Source organism: Pseudomonas sp. DW-iso17 (assembly GCF_058725345.1).
In genome coordinates this window covers 34872-60987 of record NZ_JBZXEA010000010.1, presented here as the reverse complement: position 1 = coordinate 60987, position 26116 = coordinate 34872, and the positions used below count along the sequence as shown (strand labels likewise).

The window sequence follows — 26116 nt, the reverse complement described above, 5'->3', positions numbered from 1 at the left end:
GTTAAGCACTGCACTGAGGATCGTTCCCGCGCTTTGCGTGGGCATGCATTCCGTGACGCTCTGCGTCACCCCGGGACGCAGAGCGTCCCTAGCGACGTTGCCACGCGGAGCGTGGGAACGATCAGGTGGTCGATGAGTGCAAAAAAGTATCAGTGAGCGTGCGCCCAAGGATTTGTCACCGCCGCTTTTGAAGGCTGTAATCAACGCACACTCTTCCTGACTTCTCGTAGGAAGACACAACAACAATAACCGTCCTTCTGTAGCCCTCTGGGCGCGGAAATGGAGTGCGCGATGAAGTTCACAGCAAAAGCATTGCTTGCCTGCACCTGCATGACCCTCAGCGCCGTCAGCCTTGGCGCGCAAACCCTGACCATTGCCACCGTCAACAACAGCGACATGATCCGCATGCAGAAGCTCTCGAAAACCTTCGAGGCCGAGCATCCGGAGATCAAGTTGAACTGGGTGGTGCTCGAAGAAAACGTGCTGCGCCAACGCCTGACCACCGACATCGCCACCCAGGGCGGGCAGTTCGATGTGTTGACCATCGGCATGTACGAAGCCGCACTCTGGGGCGCCAAGGGGTGGCTGGAGCCGATGAAGGACTTGCCGGCTTCCTACGACCTCGACGATGTGTTCCCTTCGGTGCGTGACGGTTTGTCGGTCAAGGGCTCGTTGTACGCCCTGCCGTTCTATGCCGAAAGCTCGATCACCTATTACCGCACCGACCTGTTCAAGGACGCCGGGCTGAGCATGCCTGAGCACCCGACCTGGAGCCAGATCAGCGAATTCGCCGCCAAACTCACCGACAAATCCAAAGAGCAATACGGCCTGTGCCTGCGCGGCAAAGCCGGTTGGGGTGAGAACATGGCGCTGATCACCACCCTGGCCAACGGCTTCGGCGCGCGCTGGTTCGATGAGAAGTGGCAGCCAGAGTTCAACGGCCCCGAGTGGAAGAACGCGCTGAACTTCTACGTCGACAACATGAAGAAATCCGGCCCGCCGGGCGCCTCCAGCAACGGTTTCAACGAAAACCTGGCGCTGTTCAACAGCGGCAAATGCGCGATTTGGGTAGATGCCAGCGTGGCCGGCTCGTTTGTTACCGACAAGAGCCAGAGCAAGGTCGCAGACCATGTCGGCTTTACCTTCGCGCCCCATGAGAAAACCGACAAGGGCACGTCGTGGCTGTACTCCTGGAGCCTGGCGATCCCCACCAGTTCCAAGGCCAGGGACGCCGCCAAGGTGTTCACCAGTTGGGCCACCTCCAAGGAATACGGCCAGCTCGTGGCCAAGACCGATGGCATCGCCAACGTGCCGCCGGGTACCCGCCAATCCACCTATAGCGACGAGTACATGAAGGCCGCGCCGTTCGCCAAGGTGACGCTGGAATCGCTGAAAGTGGCCGACCCGACCAAGCCGACCGAGAAGCCGGTGCCGTATATCGGTATCCAGTTGGTGACCATTCCTGAATTCCAGGCGATTGGTACCCAGGTGGGCAAGTTCTTTTCGGGGGCGCTGACCGGTCAGCAGACCGTCGATGCTGCATTGACCGCCGCGCAGAACACCACCGAGCGGGAAATGAAGCGGGCTGGTTACCCCAAGTAAACCAGCCTCACCACCGCAAATACAGGAGCAGAGCTTTTGTGGGAGCTGGCTTGCCTGCGATGCAAACGACTCGGTCTATCCGTAACACCGAGGCGATACCATCGCAGGCAAGCCAGCTCCCACAGTGACCGCGCTCCGACGCAGATTCTGTAGGCATCTGACTGGTTCTGATCACCATGAATACACCCACCAAAAACCGCCTGGCCAACCCCGGCTGGTTTCTCGTCAGCCCCTCGGTGGCCTTGTTGCTGCTGTGGATGATCGTGCCGCTGGGCATGACCCTGTACTTTTCGCTGATCCGCTACAACCTGCTCTACCCCGGCGAAAACCAATTCGTGGGGCTGGAAAACTTCAGCTACTTCATCACCGATTCGGGGTTCCTGCCCGGCGCCACCAATACCCTGTTGCTGGTGGGCAGCGTCTTGCTGATCAGCGTGGTGTTCGGCGTGTTGATCAGTGCCCTGCTGGAGGCCAGTGAGTTTCTGGGGCGCGGCATCGTCAGGGTGATGCTGATTTCGCCGTTCTTCATCATGCCCACGGTGGGCGCGCTGATCTGGAAGAACCTGATTTTTCACCCGGTGTCGGGGATTCTCGCCGCCGTGTGGAAGTTCTTCGGCGCCGAGCCGGTGGACTGGCTGGCGCATTACCCGCTGCTGTCGATCATCATCATTGTGTCGTGGCAATGGCTGCCCTTCGCGATCCTGCTGCTGATGACCGCCATGCAGTCCCTGGACCAGGAGCAGAAGGAAGCCGCACGCCTGGACGGTGCCGGCGCCATTGCGATCTTCTGGCACCTGACCTTGCCCCACCTGGCCCGCCCGATTGCCGTGGTGGTGATGATCGAAACCATCTTCCTGCTCTCGGTATTCGCCGAAATCTTCACCACCACCAACGGCGGCCCGGGCTACGCCTCGACCAACCTCGCCTACCTGATCTACAACCAGGCACTGGTGCAGTTCGACGTGGGCATGGCCTCGGCCGGCGGCTTGATTGCCGTGGTCATCGCCAATATCGCGGCGATCATCCTGGTGCGGATGATCGGCAAAAACCTGACTGACAAGCCTTGAGGGCCGCGCCATGACGCTTCAACAATCCCGTCGCCTGCAGAGCCTGTTGCTCGGCACATTGGCCTGGGCCATTGCGATCCTGATTTTCTTTCCGATCTTCTGGATGGTGCTGACCAGCTTCAAGACCGAAATCGACGCGTTCGCCACGCCGCCGCAGTTCATCTTCACGCCGACGCTGGAGAACTACCTGCACATCAACGAGCGCAGCAATTACTTCGCCTACGCCTGGAACTCGGTGGTGATTTCCTTCAGCGCCACCGCCCTGTGCCTGCTCATTTCGGTACCGGCCGCCTATTCCATGGCGTTCTACGAAACCCAGCGCACCAAGGGCACGCTGCTGTGGATGCTGTCGACCAAGATGCTGCCGCCGGTGGGCGTGCTGATGCCGATCTACCTGTTGGCCAAGAGCTTTGGCCTGTTGGACACGCGCATTGCGCTGATCATCATCTACACCCTGATCAACCTGCCGATTGTGGTGTGGATGGTGTACACCTACTTCAAGGACATCCCCAAGGACATCCTCGAAGCCGCCCGCCTGGACGGCGCCACCCTGTGGCAGGAAATGGTGCGCGTGCTGCTGCCCATCGCCAAGGGTGGCCTGGCCTCCACGGTACTGCTGTCGTTGATCCTGTGCTGGAACGAGGCCTTCTGGTCGCTGAACCTGACCTCCTCCAGCGCCGCGCCGCTGACCGCCTTGATCGCCTCTTACTCCAGCCCCGAAGGCTTGTTCTGGGCCAAGCTGTCCGCCGTCTCGACCCTCGCCTGCGCGCCGATCCTGATCTTTGGCTGGATCAGCCAGAAGCAGTTGGTACGCGGTTTGTCCTTTGGCGCCGTCAAATAATAATTCCCAGCGGAGGGCCCATCATGGCCAACCTGAAAATCAAGAATCTGCAAAAAGGCTTTGAAGGTTTTTCCATCATCAAGGGCATCGACCTGGAAGTGAACGACAAGGAATTCGTGGTGTTCGTCGGCCCGTCGGGCTGTGGCAAGTCCACCTTACTGCGCCTGATCGCCGGCCTGGAAGAAGTCAGCGACGGCACCATCGAACTCGATGGCCGCGACATTACCGAAGTCACCCCGGCCAAGCGCGACCTGGCCATGGTGTTCCAGACCTATGCGCTGTACCCGCACATGAGCGTGCGCAAGAACATGTCGTTTGCCCTGGACCTGGCGGGTGTCGACAAGCAGTTGGTGGAGAGCAAAGTCGGCGAAGCGGCGCGCATCCTTGAGCTGGGGCCTTTGCTGGAGCGCAAGCCCAAGCAACTTTCGGGTGGCCAGCGCCAGCGCGTGGCGATTGGCCGAGCGATTGTGCGCAACCCGAAGATCTTCCTGTTCGACGAACCGCTGTCCAACCTCGACGCCGCCCTGCGCGTGCAGATGCGCCTGGAGCTGGCGCGCCTGCATAAAGAACTGCAAGCGACCATGATCTACGTGACCCACGACCAGGTCGAAGCCATGACCCTGGCCGACAAGGTGGTGGTGCTCAACAGCGGGCGCATCGAACAGGTCGGTTCGCCGCTGGAGCTGTACCACCAGCCGGCCAACCTGTTTGTGGCAGGCTTTCTCGGCACGCCGAAGATGGGCTTCCTCAAGGGCCAGGTCACCCGCGTCGACAGCCAAGGCTGCGAGGTGCAACTGGACGCCGGCACTCTGATCAGCCTGCCGTTGAGCGGCGCCACCCTGAGCGTGGGCAGCGCGGTGACCCTGGGCATTCGTCCCGAGCACCTGGAAATGGCCACACCCGGGCAAACCACCCTGACCGTCACCGCCGACGTCGGCGAGCGCCTGGGCAGCGACACCTTCTGCCACGTCATCACCCGCAACGGCGAACCGCTGACCATGCGTATCCGTGGCGACATGGCCAGCCAGTACGGCGAGACGCTGCAGCTGCACCTGGACCCGGCGCACTGCCATCTGTTCGACACCGATGGCGTCGCCGTGGCCCGCCCACTGCGCGCTGCCGCCTGATTTCGCGAGTATTTCCAGATGAAATTGAATAAAGTCAACCTGACCCAACTGGCGCCCCAAGTGCAGTTGCCTGCCTATGCGATTGCCGACACCCGCCAGGGCATCGCGCACATTGGCGTCGGCGGTTTCCACCGTGCGCACCAGGCGTTTTACACCGATGCCCTGATGAACACTGGCGAAGGCCTGGACTGGGGCATCTGCGGCGTGGGCCTGCGCAGTGAAGACCGCAAGGCCCGCGACGACCTGGCCGGCCAGGATTACCTGTTCACCCTGTATGAACTGGGCGACACCGACGACACGCAAGTGCGCGTGATCGGCTCGATCAGCGACATGCTGCTGGCCGAAGACGACGCCCAAGCGCTGATCGATAAGCTCGCCAGCCCACAGATCCGCATCGTCTCGCTGACCATCACCGAAGGCGGCTACTGCATCGATGACAGCAACGGCGAGTTCATGGCCCACCTGCCGCAGATCCAGCATGACCTGGCGCACCCGAGAGCGCCGAAAACCGTGTTCGGCTTTATCTGCGCCGCGCTGACCCAGCGCCGCGCCGCTGGCACCCCGGCCTTCACGGTGATGTCCTGCGATAACCTGCCTCACAACGGCGCCGTCACCCGCAAGGCCTTGCTGGCCTTCGCCGCCCTGCACGACGCGGGCCTGCATGACTGGATCAAGGCCAACGTGAGCTTCCCGAACGCCATGGTTGACCGCATCACGCCCATGACCAGCACCGCCCACCGCCTGCAACTGCATGACCAGCACGGGATCGACGATGCCTGGCCGGTGGTGTGCGAGCCGTTTGTGCAGTGGGTGCTGGAAGACAAATTTGTCAACGGCCGCCCGGCCTGGGAAAAGGTCGGCGTGCAGTTCACCGATGACGTCACGCCTTACGAAGAAATGAAGATCGGCCTGCTCAACGGCAGCCACCTGGCCCTCACGTACCTGGGGTTCCTCAAGGGCTACCGATTCGTTCACGAGACCATGAACGACCCTGTGTTCGTGGCGTATATGCGCGCCTACATGGACCTGGACGTCACGCCGAACCTGGCGCCGGTACCTGGTATCGACCTGACCGAATACAAACAGACCCTGGTGGATCGCTTTTCCAACCAGGCGATTGCCGACCAGTTGGAGCGCGTATGCTCCGATGGTTCATCGAAGTTTCCCAAGTTCACCGTGCCGACCATCAACCGCCTGATTGCCGACGGCCGCGAGACGGACCGTGCCGCCCTTGTGGTGGCGGCCTGGGCGCTGTACTTGAAAGGTGTGGATGAAAACGGCGCGCGCTACAGTATCCCGGACCCGCGGGCAGCGTTCTGCCAGGACCTGGTGAGCGATGACGCGCTGATCAGCCAGCGGTTGCTGGGGGTGGAAGAGATTTTTGGCACGGCTATTCCCAAGTCGGCGGCGTTTGTGGCAGCGTTCGAGCGGTGTTATGCAAGCCTGCGCGACAAAGGCGTCACCACCACACTACAAAACCTGCTGAACAAACCGGATTAAACAGGTGGGAGCTGGCTTGCCTGCGATAGCGGTGGTCCAGTAAACCCTGTGATGACTGCCGGACCGCTATCGCAGGCAAGCCAGCTCCCACATCGACCGTATTTTCAACCCAATAATAATGCTGAGCACTCCATCATGACCCAGCAAAACCTGTTCCTCGGAATCGACTGCGGCACCCAAGGCACCAAGGCCATCGTCCTCGACGCCTCCAGCGGCAAGGTGCTGGGCCTGGGCGCCGCCGCGCACACCTTGATCAGCGGCGCCAACGGCCGGCGTGAACAACACACCCAGGAATGGCTGGACGCCTTCACCGAAGCCACCCACCGCGCCCTGCAACAAGCCGGGGTGGACGGCCAGGACATCCTCGGCATCGGCGTATCCGGCCAGCAACATGGCCTGGTGCTGCTGGACGAACAAGGTGAAGTGCTGCGCCCGGCCAAGTTGTGGTGCGACACCGAAACCGCGCCGGAAAACGACCGGCTGCTGCAGCATCTGGGTGGCGAACGCGGGTCCCTGGAGCGCCTGGGCGTGGCCATCGCCCCGGGCTACACCGTGTCCAAGCTGCTCTGGACCCGAGAACAGCACCCCGACGTCTTCGCACGCATTGCCCATATCCTGCTGCCCCACGACTACCTCAACTACTGGCTCACCGGCCGCGCCTGCGCCGAGTACGGCGACGCCTCGGGCACCGGTTACTTTGACGTGCGCAGCCGCACCTGGGATGTGGCGCTGCTCAGGCACATCGACCCCAGCGGCCGCCTGGAGGCAGCGCTCCCGCCGTTGATCGAAGCCGACCAAGCGGTGGGCACGATCCTGCCGGCCATTGCCGAGCGCCTGGGCATCAACCCCAACGCGGTGGTGTCCAGTGGTGGCGGCGACAATATGATGGGCGCCATTGGCACCGGCAATATCGCCCCCGGCGTGATCACCATGAGCCTGGGTTCATCGGGCACCGTGTATGCCTTTGCCGACCAGCCTAACGTCAGCCCCCAGGCCTCGGTGGCGACCTTCTGCTCCTCTAGCGGCGGCTGGCTGCCGCTGATCTGCACCATGAACCTGACCAACGCCACCGGGGTGATTCGCGAGCTGTTCGACCTGGACCTCGATGCCTTCAACGCGCTGGTCGAACAGGCATCCATCGGGGCCGATGGGGTGAGCATGCTGCCGTTCCTCAACGGCGAACGCGTGCCCGCCCTGCCCCACGCCACCGGCAGCCTGCAGGGCCTGACCATGACCAACCTGACCCGTGCCAACCTGTGCCGCGCGGTGGTCGAAGGCACCACCTTCGGCCTGCGTTATGGCCTCGACCTGCTGCGCCAGACCGGCCTGCAAAGCCAGAGCATCCGTCTGATCGGCGGCGGCTCGAAAAGCCCGCTGTGGCGGCAGATGGTCGCCGATATCATGCACACCGAAGTGGTGTGTACCGAACAGAGCGAGGCGGCCGCCCTGGGCGCGGCGATCCAGGCGGCGTGGTGCCAGAGCGGCGAACCGCTGGCCCGCCTGTGCGACAAATGCGTGAGCATTGACCCGGCCAGCCGCACCTTACCCGTGGCTGCCCATGTCAGCGCTTATCAACAGGCGTATGAGCGTTATCAACAGCACGTGGCAACCCTTTGAGAGCGAGCAACTATGTATCTGGTGTGTGGTGAAGCGCTGTTTGATTTCTTCAGCGAGGAGGATGCCAGCGGGCAGGCCGCCAAGCTCAACTACAAGGCGATTGCCGGTGGCTCGCCGTTCAACGTCGCGGTGGGTTTGCGCCGCCTGGGGATCGAGTCGGGGCTCTTCGCCGGCCTGTCCACCGATTACCTTGGACGGCGCTTGCAGCAGGTCCTGAATGACGAAGGTATCAGCGAACGCTTTCTGGTGGCGTTCGACGCGCCGACCACCCTGGCGATGGTGGCCGTGGGCGCCAATGGCTCGCCGCAGTACAGCTTTCGCGGCGAAGGCTGCGCCGACCGGCAATTGCAACTGACGCACCTGCCGCCCCTGGGCGATGAAATTCGCGGGCTGCATGTGGGCTCGTTTTCGCTGGTGGTGCAACCGATTGGAGACACCCTGCTCAACCTGGTCAAGCGTGAAAGCGGCAAGCGTCTGATCAGCCTCGACCCCAACGTGCGCCTTAACCCGCAGCCCGATATCCACCTGTGGCGCGCCCGCGTCGCAGAGCTGGTGCAACACGCCGACCTGATCAAGGTCAGCGACGAAGACCTGCACCTGCTCTACCCCGACCAGACACCGGAAAGCGTGCTGCAAGGCTGGCTGCAACACCGCTGCCAACTGGTGTTCCTCACCCGTGGTGGCGACGGTGCGTCGGTGTTCAGCCGCCAGCATGGCAGCTGGTCGCAGCCTGCGGTCAAGGTGGTGATGGCCGATACGGTGGGCGCTGGTGATACCTTCCAGGCGGCGTTGATTGCGTGGCTGACGGAACAGCAGTTGGATTCGGTTGACGGGCTGCAACGACTGAGCCGCGAGCAGATCGACGCCATGCTGGGCTTCGCGATCCGGGCTGCCGCCCTGACCTGCGGCAAGACCGGCCCAGACCTGCCCTATCGTCAACAACTGGCTTGAGCTGAGCGGGCAAAAACTCAAAGTGCCATCACGCAGGCCACGTATTCCGTGGCCTGCGCGCCATGCATAAAAAATTGCGCTACTGGAAAACTGTGCTAAACCCAAAAACAGGAGCAGTTATTACAACAAACCCAGGACACACCCATGCAAAAGCCCAGTGGTCTCTCGACCCGGGCCGTTTTAGCTGTCGGCCTCATCTCATTGCAGTACATGAACCCTCAACCCTCCCACGCCGCCTGCGTTCTCACCCCGGGAACCGGCAACGATACCTATACGTGTAACAACGGCAGCAGTGCCGGCCTGACCGATCTTTCCGGGGATAACAGCCTGACGCTCTCCACAGGCGGCGCCATCAATGGCGATGTGACCTTTGGCCCTGGAATAGATACGGTGGAAATCCGCGACGGCCGGGTCACCGGGATCGTGCAGCAAGGCGACGGTGTTGATCGTGTCGTCATGATGGGTGGGCGAATAGGCGGCCTGTTCCAGGGCGACGGCCGCGACGTGCTTGAAATGTATGACGGCATAATCGACGAGGCTTTTGAAGACGGCGATGTGGCCTACCAGCGCGGTGGCAAAATTGGCCGGGTCAATATGAAGTTGGACAAGAACTTCTATGAAATGACCGGGGGGAAATCCGGGAGAACCTGGTCACCGGTTTCGACACCGACACCATCATCATTTCCGGCGGCACCATCGGCGGCAATATCAGCACCAGCGGCGGCGATGACAGCATCACCGTCAGCGGCGGCGTGATTAATGGTGAGATCCGTGCCAGCGTCGGCAACGATACGTTCAAATGGCTGGGTGAAGGCAGGATCAACTCCCGGGTATTGATGGGTGATGGCGACGACACGGTCCTGCTGCAAGGCTTGAATGAAAGCAAACTGAACCACACGCCCTTTATCGATGGCGGCCTGGGCAACGATCAGCTGATCTTCGACGCGACAACATCCAGCACCGCGGCCCGCTACATCGGCTTGGAGCGCGTCAGCCTCACCAAAAACTCGCGCCTGGACCTGGCCGGGGATTTTTTCCTCGGTGACAGTGGCAGCAATACCGGCATGTTCAACATCGACGGCAGCAGTACCCTGGCCGTGGCGCAAGGCGGCATCCGCCCCTACACCGCCGGGCAACTGGCGACGCTCAATAACGCCGGCACTGTCGACATGACCACCGACAACAGCGCTACCAGCGTGTTGACGGTGCATGGTAACTACGTGGGCAACAACGGCCAGCTGCACCTGCAAACCGTACTCGGCGACGAAAACTCTGCCACCGACAAGCTGGTAGTGTCCGACGGCAACATCAGCGGTCACACCCAACTGAGTGTCAGCAACCTCGGCGGTATCGGCGGGCTGACCCAGAACAACGGCATCGAAGTGGTCCAGGCACTCAACGGCGCCGTCAGCAGCAACGATGCGTTTGCCTTGAAGGGCTCGGTCTCCGCCGGGGCGTATGAATACCTGCTGTTCAAGGGCGGCACCCTTGCCAATACGAAAAACAGCTGGTTCCTTCGCTCCTCAGTGGTGGCCGTGCAACCGCCGGCGGCCCCACCCGTACCGCCGACACCGGCCGTGGTGGTGCCGGTGCCGCCGATCCCCGCCACTCCCCCTGTAGTGGACTCGGATGAACCTTCCGTGGAACCGCCCACTGCGCAACCGCAACCCCCAATCGAGCCTGCCGCACCACCGCCCAGCCAAGTCGCTGCAGCCACGTCGCCGCAATCAGCGGCGAGTAACCCTGTACTTCCCACCGCCGTGGCGGGTGCCGCGCCGATTCCACTGTATCGCCTGGAAGTTCCGGTCTACTCCGTAGACATCCCCGCTGCGCAACTGATGACGTTGCAGGCGCTGGGCACCTTCCATGAACGCCAGGGCGAGCAAAGCCTGCTGACCGAGACCGGTGCAGTGCCGGCAGGTTGGGGCCGCGCCTATGGCAGTGATTTCAACAAAAGCTGGTCGGGCACCGTGGCGCCGAGTTTTGACGGCACGGTCAAGGGCTATCAGGTTGGCCATGACCTTTACGCCGCCGAAACCAGCTGCGGGCAGACGCAACGCCTTGGCCTCTTTATCGGCCAGAGCCGCCTGCGCGGCGACGTGAAGGGCTTTGCAATGGGCTGGCAGAACCATCGCTCCGGGCGGGTCAAACTCGACGGCGACAACTTCGGCGCCTACTGGACACTCACCGATCCGACCGGCTGGTACGTCGACCTGGTGGCCATGGGTACCCGCCTGGATGGCGACAACAAGTCCGACCGAGGGGTGAAGATGGATACCAAGGGCCACGCCCTGGCGTTATCCGCCGAGGCCGGCTACCCGTTCAGGCTGTCCGAGCATTGGGAGATGGAACCTCAGGCCCAGGTCATCGGCCAGAAGATCGATCTGGATAACCAGCAAGACGGCATTTCCAAGGTCTCATTCGACTCCCAGGAGTATTGGACCGGCCGCATCGGCGCACGGCTCAAGGGTCGCTATCTGATCAGCAACACACCCGTGGAGCCGTACCTACGGGCGAATGTCTGGCACACCTTCGGCGGTAGCGACACGGTGACGTTCGACGGGGTGGACCGGATCAAGAGCGATCACAAGTCCTCCACGGCTGATATGGGCATCGGTGTTGTGGCTCAATTGTCATCCACGGTCAGTGTTTATATGGAGGGTAACTATGGCACCCAACTGGACGACAACAACTTTGAGGGTGTCAGTGGCAATTTCGGCGTAAGAGCGCGCTGGTAAACAGGAAGGACGTCAACATTGGGCCTGGCAACTACCAGGCCCACGGGGTCAACTTATACTCAAGCATCCGCTAGTGATAACCGCGAGCACCGGCTCGTTGCAGTACCGGTGCGTGGCTTTGCTTGAGGTCTTCACGCAACCCGGTGATCAGGTTGCAAATCGCTCGGCTGCTGTCGAGCTTGTCAGGGTGGATACCTTTGACTTCCAAATCCACCCGATCCCGGTCGCGATCGTCGTAGACCCTGATCGTCAACGAGGCATCTTCGGCTTTGGTGCATTCGCACCGTTTAGGCAGGAAACTTCCTTCAATAATGCTGCGAAGCTCTAGTTCTGAAAGCATGGCTAACCTCTCCTTTTTTGAGACTGCCAACGGTTATATGTATCCGACAGGCACTTGCCTGCCACGTCTTGCCAACCCTGGAAGACGCTTTCAATCAGTAAGCCTACTCGGCAAAAACCGGGGTGGTTGTAACCTTTCCTCATAAGCAAACCGCTTGCTCATATTAAAGAAAACGGCTTGTTTGGCATCCTCGTCGAACTACATCGATTAAACGTTTAACCCGCAGCGTGGGGACCGGCGTTTAGGTGGGAATCCTTTTTTCGGCAACCTATCGCAGCCCACCAACCCATCACCGTTCAGCCGAAGAAGGTTTGCGATCGACATACGAACCATATACGATTCGTATATCAATTAAACACAGTGAACCTTATGGGCATCGTCAAGATCACCGATCAGCTGCACGAACAACTGCGCCTGGCCAGCGCCGCCATGGACCGCTCCATCAACGCCCAAGCCGAGTTCTGGATCAAGATCGGCCTGCTCGCCGAACTCAACCCGCACCTGCCCTACAACGAGCTGATCAACAAGCTGTTGCTGGACAAACCCGACCTGATCCGGGGGCGCAGTTGATGATCAAGACTCCCGCACAGTTGGCCGTGATGCGTGAAGCCGGGCGTCTGTTGGCGCAAGTCTTCGACATGCTCGACGGCTTCGTCGCCGCCGGCCGCTCTACCCTGGAGCTGGACAGCGCCGTCGAAGCCTTCATCCGCAATGACCTCAAGGCCCGCCCTGCCAGCCTGGGGCAGTACGACTACCCCTTCTGCATCAACACCTCGATCAACGAAGTGGTGTGCCACGGCATGCCCAGCGCCAAGCAAATACTCAAGGACGGCGACATCATCAACATCGACATCACCCTGGAAAAAGGCGGCTTCATTGCCGACGCCAGCAAGATGTACATGATCGGCAACGTGACGCCCAAGGCCAGGCGCCTGGTGGACATGACCTTCGAGGCGATGTGGGCCGGCATCCGCCAGGTCAAGCCCGGCGCGCGCCTGGGCGATATCGGCCATGCCATCCAGAGCCACGCGCAAGCCAACGGCTACAGCGTGGTGCGCGAATACTGCGGCCACGGCATCGGCCGGCAAATGCACGAAGAACCGCAAATTCTGCACTTCGGCCGGCCTGGCACCGGCCTGGAACTGCGCGAAGGTATGGTGTTTACCATCGAACCGATGCTTAACCAGGGCAGCGCCAAAACCCGCAGCCTGAAAGACGGCTGGACGGTGGTCACCAAGGACAACAGCCTCTCGGCGCAATGGGAACATACCGTGGCGGTGACGGCGGACGGGTTTGAGGTGTTGACCTTACAAGCCACTGCTTGAGTGGCAGCACGCTCTACCACACCTGACCCCGGCGCTTGAGCTCCAGGCGCCGCACGAACTCCTCCAGCACCAGGCCATACAGGTCGTCCTGCAAGTAGGCATCTTCGATCCCAGCATCCAGGTTGGGGTTGTCGTTGACCTCGATCACCACAACCCTGTCGCCGGACTGTTTGAGGTCCACGCCATAAAGCCCATCACCGATCAGGTTGGCGGTTTTCACCGCCAGCTCCACCACCGCCTTGGGTGCCTCATGGACTGCCAGAGTGCGGCATTCGCCATTGATAGCCTGACCGATGGCCTTGTGGTTGTAGATCTGCCAATGGCCCTTGGACATGAAGTACTGGCAGGCAAAAATCGGCTTGCGATTGAGCACGCCGATGCGCCAGTCGTAGTCGGTGTAGAGGAATTCCTGGGCCAACAACAGCACCGAGTGCTCGAACAACTCAGCCGTGGCCTTGAGCAACGCCGCCTGGCTTTCCACCTTGATCACCCCACGGGAGAAACAGCCGTCGGGGATCTTCAACACCAGCGGGAAGCCCAGGCGTTCGCCGATGCGTTCAAAGTCTTGCGGTCGTTCCTTGTAGAGAATCTCGGTGGCCGGCATGCCCAATTGGCGGCTGTTGAGCAGATCGGTGAGGTATACCTTGTTGGTACAGCGCAGGATCGATGCCGGGTCGTCCATCACCACCAATCCTTCGCTTTCGGCTTTCTTGGCAAAGCGATAGGTATGGTTGTCGAGGCTGGTGGTTTCGCGGATCAACAAGGCGTCATATTCGGCCACACGGTCGTAATCCTTGCGTTCGATCAAGTCCACATCAATGCCCAGGCTCTTGCCGACCCGCACGAAATTTTCCAGTGCGCGAGGATTGGAGGGCGGTAATTGTTCGTGAGGATCGTGCAGGATCGCCAAGTCATAACGGGCCAGACGACGCAAGCGTGGCTGACGCCAGATCTTGCGGCTGAAGTTATCGAGGGCGTGGGCGAATTGATCTTCCTGATCGTCGCGCAACTTGTGCAATACACCACACTTGACCCCGCCGATATGCCAGCCGTTATGGTGACGAAACTCAACTAACAAGATCGGACTGGGAAAGGTTTCAAACAACTGCCGAGCCAATTCCTGCAAGAGCTCTATATCCGTTCGACCGAAATAAAGTGTCAGAGTAAAGCCTTCGGTACTGCGATAGAGTTGATGGTTCAGGGCTTTTTCCAGGGTTTTATCCAAGTCATCCAGGGCCAACCCATACAGGGCTTTTTTGGTCAGCTCGCTGATGGTGCGTACCGAGGGAATCACCTTGTGCCCGCGTGCCTCGGCCAGCAAGGAGCAATAGTACCCGTGCCCCAGGTACTTGTAGCTGCGGCACAGGTTGATCACCTGGACACGCTTGCCCGTGTCGCTATCCCGCGTGTGCTCCAAGTACTCCTGGGCGGTGACGATGTGTTCACAGGGAAAGTAAGAGGCCCAATCTTCCTTGCGTTCGACAATAATGACAACGTGGCTCGAACTTTGAGCCGCAGCAGAAAAATAACCGTTGGATGTTATTGTCGCCGCAACGGTTTGCTCGGATACTTGACGCCAATGACTTTGTACCGCCGACATAATAATTGATCCGTTTTAGAGAACTTGACCTTTTCTATTAAGCACGATCATTTAGAGAAGTCCCGTTTCATTACGCAACTTTTACGGCGGTCTTATGGCTCTTTTCTTTCGCGTTGCAACCCTTGACGATATGTCCGACTTGGTGGCGTTGGAGCAGCAATGTTTCAGCAGCGACCGGCTGTCACCGCGCAGTGTGCGCTGGATGATAAGCCGGGCCAACGGCCAATTGTGGGTGGCACAACAGCACGGCCAACTGCTTGGCTACGCGCTGGTGCTATTTCGGCGCGGCACCCGGTTTGCGCGCTTGTATTCCCTGGCCATTGCCGAACACGCCCGCGGCCTTGGCCTGGGCAAACAGTTGCTGGCGCATATCGAAACCCGCGCGCTGGAGAAAGGTTGCGCGTACCTGCGCCTGGAAGTGCGCACCGACAACCCCGGCGCCCTCGCCCTGTATGAGCGCAACGGCTATCGACGCTTTGCCGTAGTCGACGATTACTACCAAGACCACAGTGACGCCCTGCGCCTGGAAAAAACCCTGCCCCCTGTGGGAGCGAGCTTGCTCGCGAAGAATGCCCAGGCACAGCGTTAAACCAGGCTACCCACTTTCTCGTTGAGATTATTTACGCGCAAGCCCACGCCGACATCAGCCTTGGCTTCCAACTCACGCACCAGCGGCAATACACGTTTGCCGAAATACTGCACTTCTTCCTGGAAGTGCAGAAAGCCTGCCAGCACCAAGTCCACACCCACGGCCTTGAGTGCCACGATGCGCTCGGCGATCTGCTGCGGCGTGCCGATCAGGTTGGTCTTGAAGCCATCGTTGTATTGCACCAGGTCCTCAAAGCTGGACTTGGCCCAGTTCCCCTCGCCCTCCGGCGACGCCTTGCCCGCTTGCCTGGCTGCGTCACCAAAGGCGTTGACCGCCTCCGGGTCGGCTTGGTCGATGATCTGCGCCAGCACCGCCCGAGCCTCCTCTTCCGTGTCGCGGGCGATCACAAAGGCGTTCACGCCCACCTTCACCGAATGGTGGTTGGCAGCGGCCTTGGCACGAATATCATCGACCTGGGCCTTGACGCCTTCAGGCGTGTTGCCATTGGTGAAATACCAATCCGACACCCGCGCCGCCATGTCCCGAGCCGCCCGCGAACTGCCGCCCTGGAAGATCTCCGGCTGGCCCAGGGGCTTGGGCTTGAGGGTGTATTGGTTGAAACGATAGAAATCGCCCTTGAAGGTGAAATCGTCCTGGGTCCAGATGCCTTTGAGGGCGCGGATAAACTCTTCGGAACGCCGATAGCGCTCATCATGCTCCAACCAATGCTCGCCAATGGCCTGGAACTCGCCCTTGAACCAACCACTGACGATATTCACCGCGATACGGCCATTGGTCAGTTGGTCGATGGTCGCCAATTGCTTGGCCGCCAACGCCGGTTGCCACGGCCCGGGCAGGATCGCCGCGATGACCTTGAGGGTGGTAGTCGCCGCGAGTAACGCATGGCTGAACGCCACGGACTCATGCTGGTTCTCGGCACCGTAACCTGCGGTGAAGCGAATCTGGGTCAAGCCATACTCAAAACCCGCCGCCTCCGCCAGTTGCGCCAGCTTGCGGTTGTACTCGATGCCCCAGTGGGTGCGTTGTTCAATCTTGCTGACGACCAACCCACCGCTGACGTTGGGGACCCAATAGGCAAATTTCACGGCTTGCTGACTCATCGGACGGTACCTCGCACAGGGGATGTACCAGTGCTTAGGCAGCAAGCGTGCCAGGGGCAGGCAAATGCCCGTAGCCTGGGGGTTGCGGAAAAAAAGGGGGATTGAAGCGATGGCTTGCCAGTGTCTGGGATCGCAGCAGTTTGTGGATCTGCTGTTGCTGGAGCAACAGTTGCGACCAGCACCAAGCGTACCCACGATGCGAAGCGAGTAGCTCTTGATCTTGATCTGCTTTTGATCTTGATCTTAGGCGCCCCGTTAAACCACGCTGGCCGGAATCGACAGGGATGGATATGTACTCGGTATAACGGTGTCGACTGTGAGGCCGCCTTCGCAGGCAAGCCAGCTCCCACATTTGGAACGTGGGGTGTCAGGCCACGTGCTCAGAACGCCAACTTGTACCCCACCGCCATCAACATCACCGCCAGGCACGGCCGCAGTACCCCGTCGGGAATCCTGCCGGTCATATGGCTGCCCATGTAGATCCCCGGCAGCGACCCCATCAGCAAAAAGCCCAGCAGATGCCAGTCCATGTTCCCCATGCTGGCATGGCCCAGGCCCGCCACCAATGTCAGGGGCACGGCATGGGCGATCTCGGTGCCAACCAGGCGCCGCGTGGCCAGGAACGGGTACAGGATAAACAGCGCCACCGTGCCCAGAGCGCCGGCGCCGATCGAGGTCAAGGCCACCATGGTGCCAAGGATCGCACCTGTCACAACAGTGAGCGCATTCAGATTGCGCGGGCGCAGATGGTAGGAATCGCCAGCATGACGCTGGGCAAACGCCAACAGGCTTTTCTTGAACAGGATCGCCAGGGCCGTCAGCAGCAATACCACGCCAAGGGCCTGCTTGATCACCGCGTTCATCGCACTGGGGTCGGTGTGCAAGCTGGCCAGGAACCATAACGTCAGCAACACTGCCGGCACGCTGCCCAGGGTGAGCCAGCCAGTGATGGTCCAGTCGATGTTCTTGTTCTTGCTGTGCACCAGCACGCCACCGGACTTGGTAATGGCAGCGTACAGCAGGTCGGTGCCCACCGCGGTGGCCGGGTTGATGCCAAACCACAGCAGGATCGGGGTCATCAGCGAACCGCCGCCCACCCCCGTCATGCCCACGATAAACCCCACGATCAAGCCGGCAACCACGAAACCAATATTACCTACATCCATTCCAGCTACCCGCGGCCTTATAAATTTCTGGCCGCAGGATAGCGATTTTTCTTATAACCACTTATACCGATGCGATCTGAGTTTATGCCTTTTTGGAAACTCCAATTTTTTTGCACAAAACTGCATCCAATGGTCGGGCCTGGGCCGTAGTCATCAACGTAACCCTGCTGTTCTACCCAATGGAGAAACACCATGAACGCTAAAACACTGCTGTGCCTGTCCAGCTTGCTCCTCGCCGCACCGTCGGCGTTTGCCCAGGCGGGCCTGCCGGACAGCATCAAGGTGCCCGATGGCCACAAGGTAGCGATGCACACCACCGGGGTCGGCGAAATCACCTATGAATGCCGCGACAAGGCCAACGCTGCCGGCCAGACCGAGTGGACCTTCGTCGGCCCTAAAGCCGTGTTGAACGACCGTAATGGCCAGCAGGTCGGCACCTACTTCGGCCCACCCGCCACGTGGCAGGCCAAGGACGGCTCGACCATCACCGGCACGCAATTGGCCGTGGCGCCGTCGAGCCCCGGCAACCTGCCCTATCAACTGGTCAAGGCCAATCCAGCCGAGGGCAAAGGTGCAATGAGTGGCGTGGTGTATATCCAGCGGGTTGCGCTCAAAGGCGGGGTCGCTCCGGCTGCGCCCTGCACCACGGCGAACAAAGGCGCCAAGGAAATGGTGAAATACCAGGCGGACTACCTCTTCTGGGCCGCCAACTGAGCAAACTCAGCTACGCTGGCCAGGTAGGCGCGAGCAACCTCGCGCCTACCACGCGTAGACGTCTCCTCAGTGGCAGGAATTCTGGTTTGGCTGAACTCATCTTTGATTATCAAGTGTGCCTGTTAGCCTGCGCCCGCGGCGATCATCGCGCCCTGCACCAGCTCTATGAGCAGGACAGCAGCCGCTTGCTCGGTGTGGCGCTGCGCATTACCCGCAACAAGGCACTGGCCGAGGACATCGTGCATGACGCCTTTATCAAGATCTGGCACGGCGCACACAGTTTCGACCCCCTGCGAGGCTCCGCACGGGGTTGGGTGTTCAGCGTGACCCGCCACCTGGCCCTGGACGTGGTACGCAGCGCCGGGCGTGACGTGCCATTGGACGATCAGTACGAGCCGCTGGCAGAGCCGGCCCAGTCCATCGAGTTTGCCGCACGCTCCGGGCAGATCCACCAGTGCCTGGAACGGCTCGACCCGACGCGTCGCACCTGCATTCTGCACGCGTATGTGGACGGTTACTCCCACAGCGAAATCGCGCAAAAACTCAGTACCCCGCTGGGCACGGTCAAAGCCTGGATCAAACGCAGCCTCGCCGCCTTGCGCGAGTGCATGGCATGAACGACAGCCTGGATGAACTGGCCAGTGAATACGTGCTGGGGACCCTGCCCGCCGAACAGCGCGCTGAGGTACAACAACGCCTGGCCCATGATGCGGCACTGCGCGCAGCGGTGGATGCCTGGGAGCAGCGTCTGTTGCCTCTGGTGGCGCTGGCGCAACCGGTGCCGCCTTCGGCACAGCTGTGGCGGCGCATTGAACGCCGCATCAAAATCGCCGAAACGGGCGTGGCGTGGTGGAACCTGCTGGCGTTCTGGCGCGGGCTTTCTGCCGTCGGCCTGATGGCAAGCGTGGTGCTGGCGGCTTTATTACTGACGCGCCCGCCCATGACCGCACCCAGCTTCGTGGTGGTGCTGATGGCGCCACAAAGCCAGGCACCGGGCTGGGTGGTGCAGGCCAGTGATAATCGGCAGATCCAGTTGATCCCATTGGGGGTGATGGAGATTCCCGCAGACAAAGCCCTGGAGTTCTGGACCAAGGCCGATGGCTGGCAGGGTCCCGTATCCCTGGGTCTGGTCAAGCCTGGGCAGACCTTGTCGGTGCCCCTGGACAAGCTACCGCCGCTGGCACCGAACCAGTTGTTTGAACTGACGCTGGAAGGGCCCAATGGCTCGCCCACCGGCAAACCCACCGGGCCGATTCACGGGATCGGCCGAGCAGTCAAAGTACTTTGATCACGAAAGGTTAGGCAGCCACACACGAAACCGCGCCCCACCCAGGGGCGACGCCAAGGCCGTCAAGGTGCCGCCCTGGGCCTCCAGGGCGCGCCGGCTGATCGCCAGGCCCAGGCCAAAGCCGCCGGTTGCGCGGTCGCGGCTGCGGTCGAGGCGGTAGAACGGCTCGAAGATGCGCTCGCGCTGGTCAGCCGGTATGCCGATGCCATCGTCGTCCACCCAGATTTCACAGCCTTTGGGGCATACGCGCACGCCCACCTGGATGCGCTTGTCGCAGTAGCGCGTCGCATTGCGCAGCAGGTTCTGCAAGGCTCGGGCAGTCAGACGCGGGTCGAGGCTGAAGCGCTCAACGGCACAATCAAGCGCCACATCGATGACGATCTCGGGGTTTTCCAACTCATCGTCGACGCTGCCCAACACGCTGTCGATAAACTCGTCGAGCGCTACCTCTACCCGCTCGGGCAATTGCGCCGGGTTTTGCAGGCGGCTGTAAGACAGCAATTCCAGCACCAATTCATCCAACTCCCGAATATGCGCCACCAGGCTTTGCAGACGCTCGCGGCTGGCCAGGGGCAAGTCTTCGGAAAGCGCCAGGGCCAGCCCGAAATCCAGGCGGGTAAGCGGCGTGCGCAGTTCATGGGAGACAGCATTGAGCAAGTCGCGCTGCTGGTTCAAGAGATGCTCGATATCGTCGGCCATGGTGTCGAACACCGCCGCCAGGCCGCCGATGCTGGAGCTGGGTGCAAGCCCCGTACGGGCCTCCAAGTGGCCCTTACCCAATAGCGCGGCGGTACTTTTCAGACGTTCCAGGTCACGCCAGTGCGGACGTAGCCACACCAGCAGGCACGCCAACAAGGCGGCGCCGACCAGCACGTTCATCGACCAGTACAGCAGGTTCATGTCCAACGGGTCTGGCGGTACGGTCAGCTTGACCGCGAACTGCTGGTTGATCGGCGAACTGATTTCCTCCATCCAGCCCCACTCGCCCAGGCGGATCACCGGTTTGCCTTGCTCCAGTAACTGTTCTTCCTCAGGGGTGTAGCGGGCGTCCTGGCGCAGCAACAGTTGCACTTTCAACGGTGCAAAATCGCGGCTCAACTGGTCGGTCACCTGGGACCAGCGCTCCACCGGTGCGCGCTGGTACTGCTTGACCATGAGTTTTTGCAGGCCGCGGGACTGTTCGATGTTGTAGTTCATGTAGCGGTGTTCGAACAGCTGGATCACCAGCTTGGGAATCAGGTAAATCGCCGCACTGTAGGTGACGATGGTGATCAGGTAGAGGCGCAGCAGTACGCGAAACATGGTTCAGCATTCCCACTCGGAACGGCTGAACAGATACCCCTTGCCCCACACCGTCTTGATCTTGCGCGCCTCGCCCGCATGGTCGTCGAACTTGCGCCGCAGCTTGGAGATGGCCACGTCCACCGAACGGTCGGTACCGTTGAACTCGATACCGCGCAGGCGTTGCAGGATCTGATCGCGGCTGAGCACTTCGCCGGCATGCCGGGCCAGCACCACCAACAGGTTGTATTCTCCGCTGGACAGCTCCACCGCCTGTTCGCGCCAGGTCACGGTGCGCTCGGACAAGTCGATGCACAGGTTGCCCATGACGATCTGGTCGCTGGCCACCTGGGGTTCGGACAGGCTGCTGCGCCGCAGCAATGTGCGCACCCGGGCCAGCAATACGCGCGGCTCGCAGGGTTTGGTCACGTAGTCGTCGGCGCCCATCTCAAGGCCCAGAACCTGGTCGTGGCTGTCATCGCGGGCGGTCAGCATCAGGATCGGCAGGCCCGCAGAATCGGCGCGCAGCAAGCGGCACACCTGCAGGCCGTCGAGGCCCGGCAGCATCAGGTCGAGGATCACCAGGTCCGGCGGGTTGAGGCGTGCACGTTCGCGTACATGATCGCCACGGCTGAGCACGCTGACGTGGTAGCCATTGCGTTCCAGGTAACTGGCAATCAGCTCGGAGAGTGCGGCGTCGTCTTCCACCAGGAGGATGTTGGGCATGGTGTTTCCAAATAATGCTGTTTGTTGGTGTGTTGCAGGATTGTGCAAGGATATACGCCCCCGACGCCACGTGCGCCGTACCTTACACTTCTTCACAGACCCGCTACACAGCTTCACAGCACCACGGCGCAGGTGCCTCTAGGATGCGCCAGTCAATATTGGGATAAGAGCATGTCGAAGAATCTATTTGCGCCGTTTTGCCTGTTGGCCCTCACACTGGCGCTGAGCGCGTGTGGTCAGTCGGCAGACGAGGCGCCACAAATGCCCCTGGCCAAAGTGCGGATCGAAACCCTGCAGGCCAAGCCCCTCTCTATTACCAGCGAACTGAGCGGGCGCATCGCCGCACCGCGTATCGCCGAAGTACGCGCCCGGGTCGCCGGGGTGGTCATGCAGCGGGTGTTTAACGAAGGCCACGACGTCAAGCAAGGCGACGTATTGTTCCGTATTGACCCGGCGCCGTTCAAGGCCGACCTGGACAGTGCCCTGGCCAACCTGAGCAAGGCCGAGGCCAATGCGCTCCAGGCGCGCCTGCAAGAGCAGCGCTACAGCCAATTGGTCGAAGGCAACGCCATCAGCGGCCAGGAGTACGACAACGCCCGCGCCGCCCTGCGCCAGACCAACGCCGAAGTGGCCGCCAACAAGGCCGCCGTCGAGCGTGCCCGGCTGAACCTGGGCTATGCCACCGTGACCGCACCGATTTCCGGGCGCATTGGTCGCGCCCTGGTGACCGAAGGCGCGCTGGTCGGCCAGAACGAAGCCACGCCGCTGGCGATTATCCAGCAACTGGACCCGATCCACGCCGACCTCACCCAGTCCACCCGTGAGCTGAACGATCTGCGCCGCGCCTTTCGTGCCGGCAGCTTGAAGCAGGTCGGCCAGGACCAGGCCAAGGCCACCTTGATCCAGGACGACGGTAGCCTGTACCCCTTGCCGGGTAAATTGCTCTTCGCCGATATCAGCGTCGATCCGGGCACCGGGCAGATCATCCTGCGCAGCGAGTTCCCCAACCCGGACCTCGACCTGTTGCCCGGCAGCTTTGTGCGGGTGCGCGTGGAACAGGCCGTCGACAAGCAAGGCCTCAGCGTGCCGCAACGCGCCATCACCCGTGACAGCGCCGGTATCCCGATGGTGCTGCTGCTGGACGCCGAGCAGACCGTCAGCCAGCAGCCGGTGGAGTTGGGTGCAGTGGCCGACAATCGCTGGATCGTCACCAGTGGCCTCAAACCCGGCGACCGCATCATCGTCGAGGGCGTGCAACACGCACGCCCCGGTGAAAAAGTTGAAGTGGACGACAGCCCGCTCGTAAAGGAATAACCCGTCATGCCGCAGTTCTTTATTGACCGCCCGATCTTCGCCTGGGTGGTGGCCCTGTTTATCCTGCTGGCGGGCTTCCTGGCGATCCCGCAATTGCCGGTGGCGCAGTACCCCAACGTCGCGCCACCCAAGGTGGAAATCTACGCGGTGTACCCCGGCGCCTCGGCCCAGACCCTGGATGAGAGCGTGGTCAGCCTGATCGAGCAAGAGCTCAACGGCGCCGATCACCTGCTGTATTTCGAATCCCAGAGCAGCCTGGGCTCGGCGACCATTACCGCCACGTTCCAGCCGGGCACCGACCCGGAAATGGCCCAGGTGGATGTGCAGAACCGCCTCAAGGTGGTCGAGCCGCGCCTGCCCCAGGCCGTGACTCAGCAAGGCTTGCAAGTGGAAAAAGTCTCCGCTGGCTTCCTGCTGCTGGTCACATTGACCTCCAATGACGGCAAGCTCGATGACGTCGCGCTCAGTGATTACCTGGCGCGCAACGTGATGAACGAGCTCAAGCGCCTGGACGGGGTCGGCAAGGCCCAGTTGTATGGCGCCGAGCGAGCGATGCGTATCTGGATCGACCCGCAGAAGCTGATCGGTTTCAACCTCACGCCGGCCGACGTCAACGCCGCGATCAGCGCCCAGAACGCCCAGGTCTCAGCGGGCAGCATCGGTGACTTGCCGGGCACCCACACCCAGGAGATCACCGCGGCGGTGCTGGTCAAGGGGCAACTGTCCACCCCGGCGGAGTTTGCCGACATCGTGCTCAAGGCCAGCCCCGACGGCTCCACCGTGCGCATCGGCGATGTGGCACGGGTGGAAGTCGGCAGCCAGGAATACCAGTTCTCCACGCGTCTGAACGGCAAGCCGTCTACCGCCGTCAGCGTGCAACTGTCGCCCGGGGCTAATGCCTTGAGCACCGCAACGCTGGTGCGGGCGAAAATGGACGAGTTGTCACGCTACTTCCCTGCCAATGTGGAATACAAGATTCCCTACGACACCTCGCCCTTTGTCAAAGTCTCGATCACCAAGGTGGTCTACACCTTGCTGGAGGCGATGGCGCTGGTGTTCGCGGTGATGTTTCTGTTCCTGCAGAACGTGCGCTACACCTTGATTCCCACGCTGGTAGTGCCAATTGCGCTGATGGGCACCTTCGCCACCATGTTGCTGCTGGGCTTCTCGATCAACGTATTGACGATGTTCGGCATGGTGCTGGCCATCGGTATCCTGGTGGACGATGCCATCGTGGTGGTGGAAAACGTCGAGCGCATCATGGCCACCGAGGGCCTGTCGCCCAAGGAAGCGACGAAGAAAGCCATGGGCCAGATCACCGGAGCCATCATCGGTATCACCCTGGTGCTGGTGGCGGTGTTTCTGCCGATGGCCTTCATGCCGGGTTCGGTGGGCGTGATCTACCAGCAGTTCTCGCTGTCGATGGCCACCTCGATTCTGTTCTCGGCGTTCCTGGCCCTGACCTTGACCCCGGCGCTGTGCGCCACGCTGCTCAAGCCGATTGCCAAGGGCGAACACCATGCCAAGGTTGGTTTCTTCGGCTGGTTCAACCAGCGCTTTGAGCACCTCACCAACCGTTATGAAGGTTGGGTGGCCTATGCCCTCAAGCGCAGCGGCCGCTATTTGCTGATCTACCTGGTCTTGCTGGTGGGCATGGGGCTGTTGTTCAGCCGCCTGCCCTCCTCGTTCCTGCCGGTGGAAGACCAGGGCTACACCATCACTGATATACAGTTGCCACCGGGCGCCAGCAAAAACCGTACGGTGCAGGTGGCCGAGCAGATCGAGGCGCATAACGCCGGCGAGCCTGGGGTGGGTGATACCACCATGATCATGGGCTTCAGTTTCTCCGGTTCCGGGCAGAACGCGGCGCTGGCGTTTACCACGCTCAAGGATTGGTCAGAGCGTGGCAGTGATGACTCCGCTTCCTCGATTGCCGATCGCGCCAACATGGCCTTCAGCGAACTCAAGGACGCGATTGCCTACGCGGTTCTGCCGCCGCCGGTAGACGGCCTGGGCACTTCCAGCGGTTTTGAGTTCCGTTTGCAGGACCGTGGTGGCGTTGGCCATGCGGGGTTGATGGCTGCGCGTACTGAACTGCTGGACGCTGCAGCGAAAAGCCCGATCCTGGCCAACGTGCGTGAAAGCGCCCTGGCCGAAGCACCGCAAGTGCAGCTGGAAGTGGACCGCAAGCAGGCCAACGCCTTGGGCGTTTCGTTTGCCGACGTGGGCAACGTGCTGTCCTCCGCGATTGGTTCGGCGTATATCAACGACTTCCCCAACCAGGGCCGCATGCAGCGCGTGGTGGTACAGGCCGAAGGCGACCAGCGCAGCCAGGTGGCCGACCTGATGAAGATCCACGTGCGCAACAACGCTGGGAAAATGGTGCCGCTGTCAGCCTTTGTCGAAGCCAAGTGGACCCAGGGCCCAACGCAGTTGACCCGTTACAACGGCTACCCGGCCATCGCCATCAGCGGCGAAGCGGCGCCGGGGCACAGCACGGGCGAGGCCATGAACGAAATCCAGCGCCTGGTCAGCCAGTTGCCTGCCGGGCTGGGCCAAGAATGGACGGGCTTGTCGTTGCAGGAGCGCTTGTCCGGCTCCCAGGCACCGTTGCTGTTGGGCCTGTCGCTGCTGATCGTGTTCCTGTGCCTGGCCGCGCTGTATGAAAGCTGGTCGATCCCCACCTCGGTGTTGCTGGTGGTGCCGCTTGGGGTGCTGGGCGCGGTGTTAGCCGTGTCGCTACGCGGGATGCCTAACGATGTGTTCTTCAAGGTCGGCCTGATCACCATCATCGGCCTGTCGGCGAAGAACGCGATCCTGATCATCGAGTTCGCCAAGGACCTGTATGACCAGGGCGAGGATTTGATCGACGCCACCTTGAAGGCGGCGCGGTTGCGCCTGCGACCGATCATCATGACCTCGATGGCGTTTATCCTCGGCGTGGTGCCATTGGCAATTGCCACCGGGGCCAGTTCGGCCAGCCAGCAGGCGATTGGTACCGGTGTGATTGGCGGGATGATCACAGCGACATTGGCGGTGGTGTTTGTGCCGGTGTTCTTCGTGGTGGTGATGAAGCTGGTGCGCAAGCGCCATAAAGCAAACTGATCAACGCCGCAGCCAAATGTGGGAGCTGGCTTGCCAACTCCCACAGGGTTATTGATTGCATTCATGATCAGGTACACCCGAATAAGCTATGGTGCTCACACATA

General features: G+C 61.2%; 20 protein-coding genes and 2 pseudogenes. 16 read left to right on the top strand and 6 right to left on the bottom strand.

The window, feature by feature from the left end:
• The first annotated feature begins 291 nt into the window (after positions 1–291).
• The 8 genes and pseudogenes from AC4PS6_RS07690 (at position 292) to AC4PS6_RS07655 (ending at position 11443) form a co-directional block, all read left to right on the top strand.
• Positions 292–1602: an ABC transporter substrate-binding protein gene (locus AC4PS6_RS07690; protein ID WP_020301120.1), complete on the top strand. Its 1311-nt coding sequence runs from the start codon at positions 292–294 to the stop codon at positions 1600–1602.
• A 176-nt stretch (positions 1603–1778) separates the two neighbouring features.
• Positions 1779–2669, top strand: coding sequence for a carbohydrate ABC transporter permease (locus AC4PS6_RS07685; RefSeq protein WP_014718700.1), 891 nt, complete (start codon positions 1779–1781; stop codon positions 2667–2669).
• A 10-nt stretch (positions 2670–2679) separates the two neighbouring features.
• Positions 2680–3510 carry a carbohydrate ABC transporter permease gene (locus AC4PS6_RS07680; protein ID WP_005788583.1) on the top strand — a complete coding sequence of 277 codons (831 nt, stop codon included), beginning with the start codon at positions 2680–2682 and terminating at the stop codon, positions 3508–3510.
• A 23-nt stretch (positions 3511–3533) separates the two neighbouring features.
• Positions 3534–4637, top strand: a complete 1104-nt coding sequence (locus AC4PS6_RS07675; protein WP_058410658.1) for an ABC transporter ATP-binding protein — start codon at positions 3534–3536, stop codon at positions 4635–4637.
• A gap of 18 nt (positions 4638–4655) precedes the next feature.
• The gene (locus tag AC4PS6_RS07670; RefSeq protein WP_336827348.1) at positions 4656–6137 is read left to right on the top strand and encodes a mannitol dehydrogenase family protein; all 1482 of its coding nucleotides are present in this window, start codon (positions 4656–4658) and stop codon (positions 6135–6137) included.
• 135 nt (positions 6138–6272) lie between these two features.
• A complete protein-coding gene (xylB, locus tag AC4PS6_RS07665; protein ID WP_336827349.1) occupies positions 6273–7754 on the top strand; it encodes a xylulokinase in 1482 nt (493 codons plus the stop codon).
• A 12-nt stretch (positions 7755–7766) separates the two neighbouring features.
• Positions 7767–8705 (top strand): carbohydrate kinase family protein, encoded by a 939-nt coding sequence (locus tag AC4PS6_RS07660; RefSeq protein ID WP_020301116.1) that lies wholly within the window; start codon positions 7767–7769, stop codon positions 8703–8705.
• A gap of 144 nt (positions 8706–8849) precedes the next feature.
• Positions 8850–11443, top strand: a pseudogene (locus AC4PS6_RS07655) (autotransporter family protein).
• Positions 11444–11513: 70 nt separating this feature from the next.
• Here AC4PS6_RS07655 and AC4PS6_RS07650 read toward each other — a convergent pair.
• Positions 11514–11783 (bottom strand): DUF1652 domain-containing protein, encoded by a 270-nt coding sequence (locus AC4PS6_RS07650; RefSeq protein ID WP_014718706.1) that lies wholly within the window; start codon positions 11781–11783, stop codon positions 11514–11516.
• A gap of 369 nt (positions 11784–12152) precedes the next feature.
• Between AC4PS6_RS07650 and AC4PS6_RS07645 the strand changes: the two genes are divergently transcribed.
• Both AC4PS6_RS07645 and map read left to right on the top strand, forming a co-directional pair.
• Entirely contained in the window at positions 12153–12353 is a 201-nt protein-coding gene (locus AC4PS6_RS07645) for a ParD-like family protein (protein ID WP_003190946.1), read from the top strand.
• Positions 12353–13108 carry a type I methionyl aminopeptidase gene (gene map, locus AC4PS6_RS07640; protein WP_032901630.1) on the top strand — a complete coding sequence of 252 codons (756 nt, stop codon included), beginning with the start codon at positions 12353–12355 and terminating at the stop codon, positions 13106–13108. The genes AC4PS6_RS07645 and map overlap by 1 nt, the downstream gene beginning before the upstream one ends.
• A gap of 13 nt (positions 13109–13121) precedes the next feature.
• On the opposite strand, the gene AC4PS6_RS07635 is transcribed toward map, so the two are convergent.
• A complete protein-coding gene (locus tag AC4PS6_RS07635) occupies positions 13122–14708 on the bottom strand; it encodes a RimK family alpha-L-glutamate ligase (RefSeq protein WP_020301113.1) in 1587 nt (528 codons plus the stop codon).
• A gap of 94 nt (positions 14709–14802) precedes the next feature.
• Between AC4PS6_RS07635 and AC4PS6_RS07630 the strand changes: the two are divergent.
• Positions 14803–15246, top strand: a pseudogene (locus AC4PS6_RS07630) (GNAT family N-acetyltransferase); the annotation flags it as partial.
• 47 nt (positions 15247–15293) lie between these two features.
• Here the strand turns inward: AC4PS6_RS07630 and sfnG are convergent.
• Positions 15294–16418 carry a dimethylsulfone monooxygenase SfnG gene (gene sfnG / locus AC4PS6_RS07625; RefSeq protein ID WP_020301111.1) on the bottom strand — a complete coding sequence of 375 codons (1125 nt, stop codon included), beginning with the start codon at positions 16416–16418 and terminating at the stop codon, positions 15294–15296.
• Positions 16419–16798: 380 nt separating this feature from the next.
• A complete protein-coding gene (locus AC4PS6_RS07620; protein ID WP_014718709.1) occupies positions 16799–17584 on the bottom strand; it encodes a sulfite exporter TauE/SafE family protein in 786 nt (261 codons plus the stop codon).
• Positions 17585–17776: 192 nt separating this feature from the next.
• Between AC4PS6_RS07620 and AC4PS6_RS07615 the strand changes: the two genes are divergently transcribed.
• From AC4PS6_RS07615 to AC4PS6_RS07605, 3 genes are all read left to right on the top strand, one after another.
• On the top strand, positions 17777–18298 hold the full coding sequence (locus AC4PS6_RS07615; RefSeq protein WP_014718710.1) for a DUF3455 domain-containing protein: 522 nt from the start codon (positions 17777–17779) through the stop codon (positions 18296–18298).
• Between the two features lie 86 nt (positions 18299–18384).
• Entirely contained in the window at positions 18385–18915 is a 531-nt protein-coding gene (locus tag AC4PS6_RS07610; RefSeq protein WP_014718711.1) for a sigma-70 family RNA polymerase sigma factor, read from the top strand.
• The gene (locus tag AC4PS6_RS07605) at positions 18912–19586 is read left to right on the top strand and encodes an anti-sigma factor (RefSeq protein ID WP_014718712.1); all 675 of its coding nucleotides are present in this window, start codon (positions 18912–18914) and stop codon (positions 19584–19586) included. Before AC4PS6_RS07610 ends, AC4PS6_RS07605 begins: the two co-directional genes overlap by 4 nt.
• Here the strand turns inward: AC4PS6_RS07605 and AC4PS6_RS07600 are convergent, their stop codons facing one another.
• A complete protein-coding gene (locus AC4PS6_RS07600) occupies positions 19587–20888 on the bottom strand; it encodes an ATP-binding protein (RefSeq protein ID WP_019816856.1) in 1302 nt (433 codons plus the stop codon).
• Positions 20889–20891: 3 nt separating this feature from the next.
• Positions 20892–21593 (bottom strand): response regulator, encoded by a 702-nt coding sequence (locus tag AC4PS6_RS07595; RefSeq protein ID WP_003190934.1) that lies wholly within the window; start codon positions 21591–21593, stop codon positions 20892–20894.
• 171 nt (positions 21594–21764) lie between these two features.
• On the opposite strand from AC4PS6_RS07595, the gene AC4PS6_RS07590 reads away from it, so the two are divergent.
• Positions 21765–22907, top strand: coding sequence for an efflux RND transporter periplasmic adaptor subunit (locus tag AC4PS6_RS07590; protein WP_492180767.1), 1143 nt, complete (start codon positions 21765–21767; stop codon positions 22905–22907).
• Between the two features lie 6 nt (positions 22908–22913).
• Positions 22914–26012: a multidrug efflux RND transporter permease subunit gene (locus tag AC4PS6_RS07585; protein ID WP_038450367.1), complete on the top strand. Its 3099-nt coding sequence runs from the start codon at positions 22914–22916 to the stop codon at positions 26010–26012.
• The last annotated feature ends 104 nt before the right edge of the window (positions 26013–26116 follow it).

Bases quoted from the DNA above. Each gene is read 5' to 3' on its own strand.
- AC4PS6_RS07690 (WP_020301120.1), top strand. From the start codon at position 292: ATGAAGTTCACAGCAAAAGCATTGCTTGCCTGCACCTGCATGACCCTC.
- AC4PS6_RS07685 (WP_014718700.1), top strand. From the start codon at position 1,779: ATGAATACACCCACCAAAAACCGCCTGGCCAACCCCGGCTGGTTTCTC.
- AC4PS6_RS07680 (WP_005788583.1), top strand. From the start codon at position 2,680: ATGACGCTTCAACAATCCCGTCGCCTGCAGAGCCTGTTGCTCGGCACA.
- AC4PS6_RS07675 (WP_058410658.1), top strand. From the start codon at position 3,534: ATGGCCAACCTGAAAATCAAGAATCTGCAAAAAGGCTTTGAAGGTTTT.
- AC4PS6_RS07670 (WP_336827348.1), top strand. From the start codon at position 4,656: ATGAAATTGAATAAAGTCAACCTGACCCAACTGGCGCCCCAAGTGCAG.
- xylB (WP_336827349.1), top strand. From the start codon at position 6,273: ATGACCCAGCAAAACCTGTTCCTCGGAATCGACTGCGGCACCCAAGGC.
- AC4PS6_RS07660 (WP_020301116.1), top strand. From the start codon at position 7,767: ATGTATCTGGTGTGTGGTGAAGCGCTGTTTGATTTCTTCAGCGAGGAG.
- AC4PS6_RS07650 (WP_014718706.1), bottom strand. From the start codon at position 11,783: ATGCTTTCAGAACTAGAGCTTCGCAGCATTATTGAAGGAAGTTTCCTG.
- AC4PS6_RS07645 (WP_003190946.1), top strand. From the start codon at position 12,153: ATGGGCATCGTCAAGATCACCGATCAGCTGCACGAACAACTGCGCCTG.
- map (WP_032901630.1), top strand. From the start codon at position 12,353: ATGATCAAGACTCCCGCACAGTTGGCCGTGATGCGTGAAGCCGGGCGT.
- AC4PS6_RS07635 (WP_020301113.1), bottom strand. From the start codon at position 14,708: ATGTCGGCGGTACAAAGTCATTGGCGTCAAGTATCCGAGCAAACCGTT.
- sfnG (WP_020301111.1), bottom strand. From the start codon at position 16,418: ATGAGTCAGCAAGCCGTGAAATTTGCCTATTGGGTCCCCAACGTCAGC.
- AC4PS6_RS07620 (WP_014718709.1), bottom strand. From the start codon at position 17,584: ATGGATGTAGGTAATATTGGTTTCGTGGTTGCCGGCTTGATCGTGGGG.
- AC4PS6_RS07615 (WP_014718710.1), top strand. From the start codon at position 17,777: ATGAACGCTAAAACACTGCTGTGCCTGTCCAGCTTGCTCCTCGCCGCA.
- AC4PS6_RS07605 (WP_014718712.1), top strand. From the start codon at position 18,912: ATGAACGACAGCCTGGATGAACTGGCCAGTGAATACGTGCTGGGGACC.
- AC4PS6_RS07600 (WP_019816856.1), bottom strand. From the start codon at position 20,888: ATGTTTCGCGTACTGCTGCGCCTCTACCTGATCACCATCGTCACCTAC.
- AC4PS6_RS07595 (WP_003190934.1), bottom strand. From the start codon at position 21,593: ATGCCCAACATCCTCCTGGTGGAAGACGACGCCGCACTCTCCGAGCTG.
- AC4PS6_RS07590 (WP_492180767.1), top strand. From the start codon at position 21,765: ATGTCGAAGAATCTATTTGCGCCGTTTTGCCTGTTGGCCCTCACACTG.
- AC4PS6_RS07585 (WP_038450367.1), top strand. From the start codon at position 22,914: ATGCCGCAGTTCTTTATTGACCGCCCGATCTTCGCCTGGGTGGTGGCC.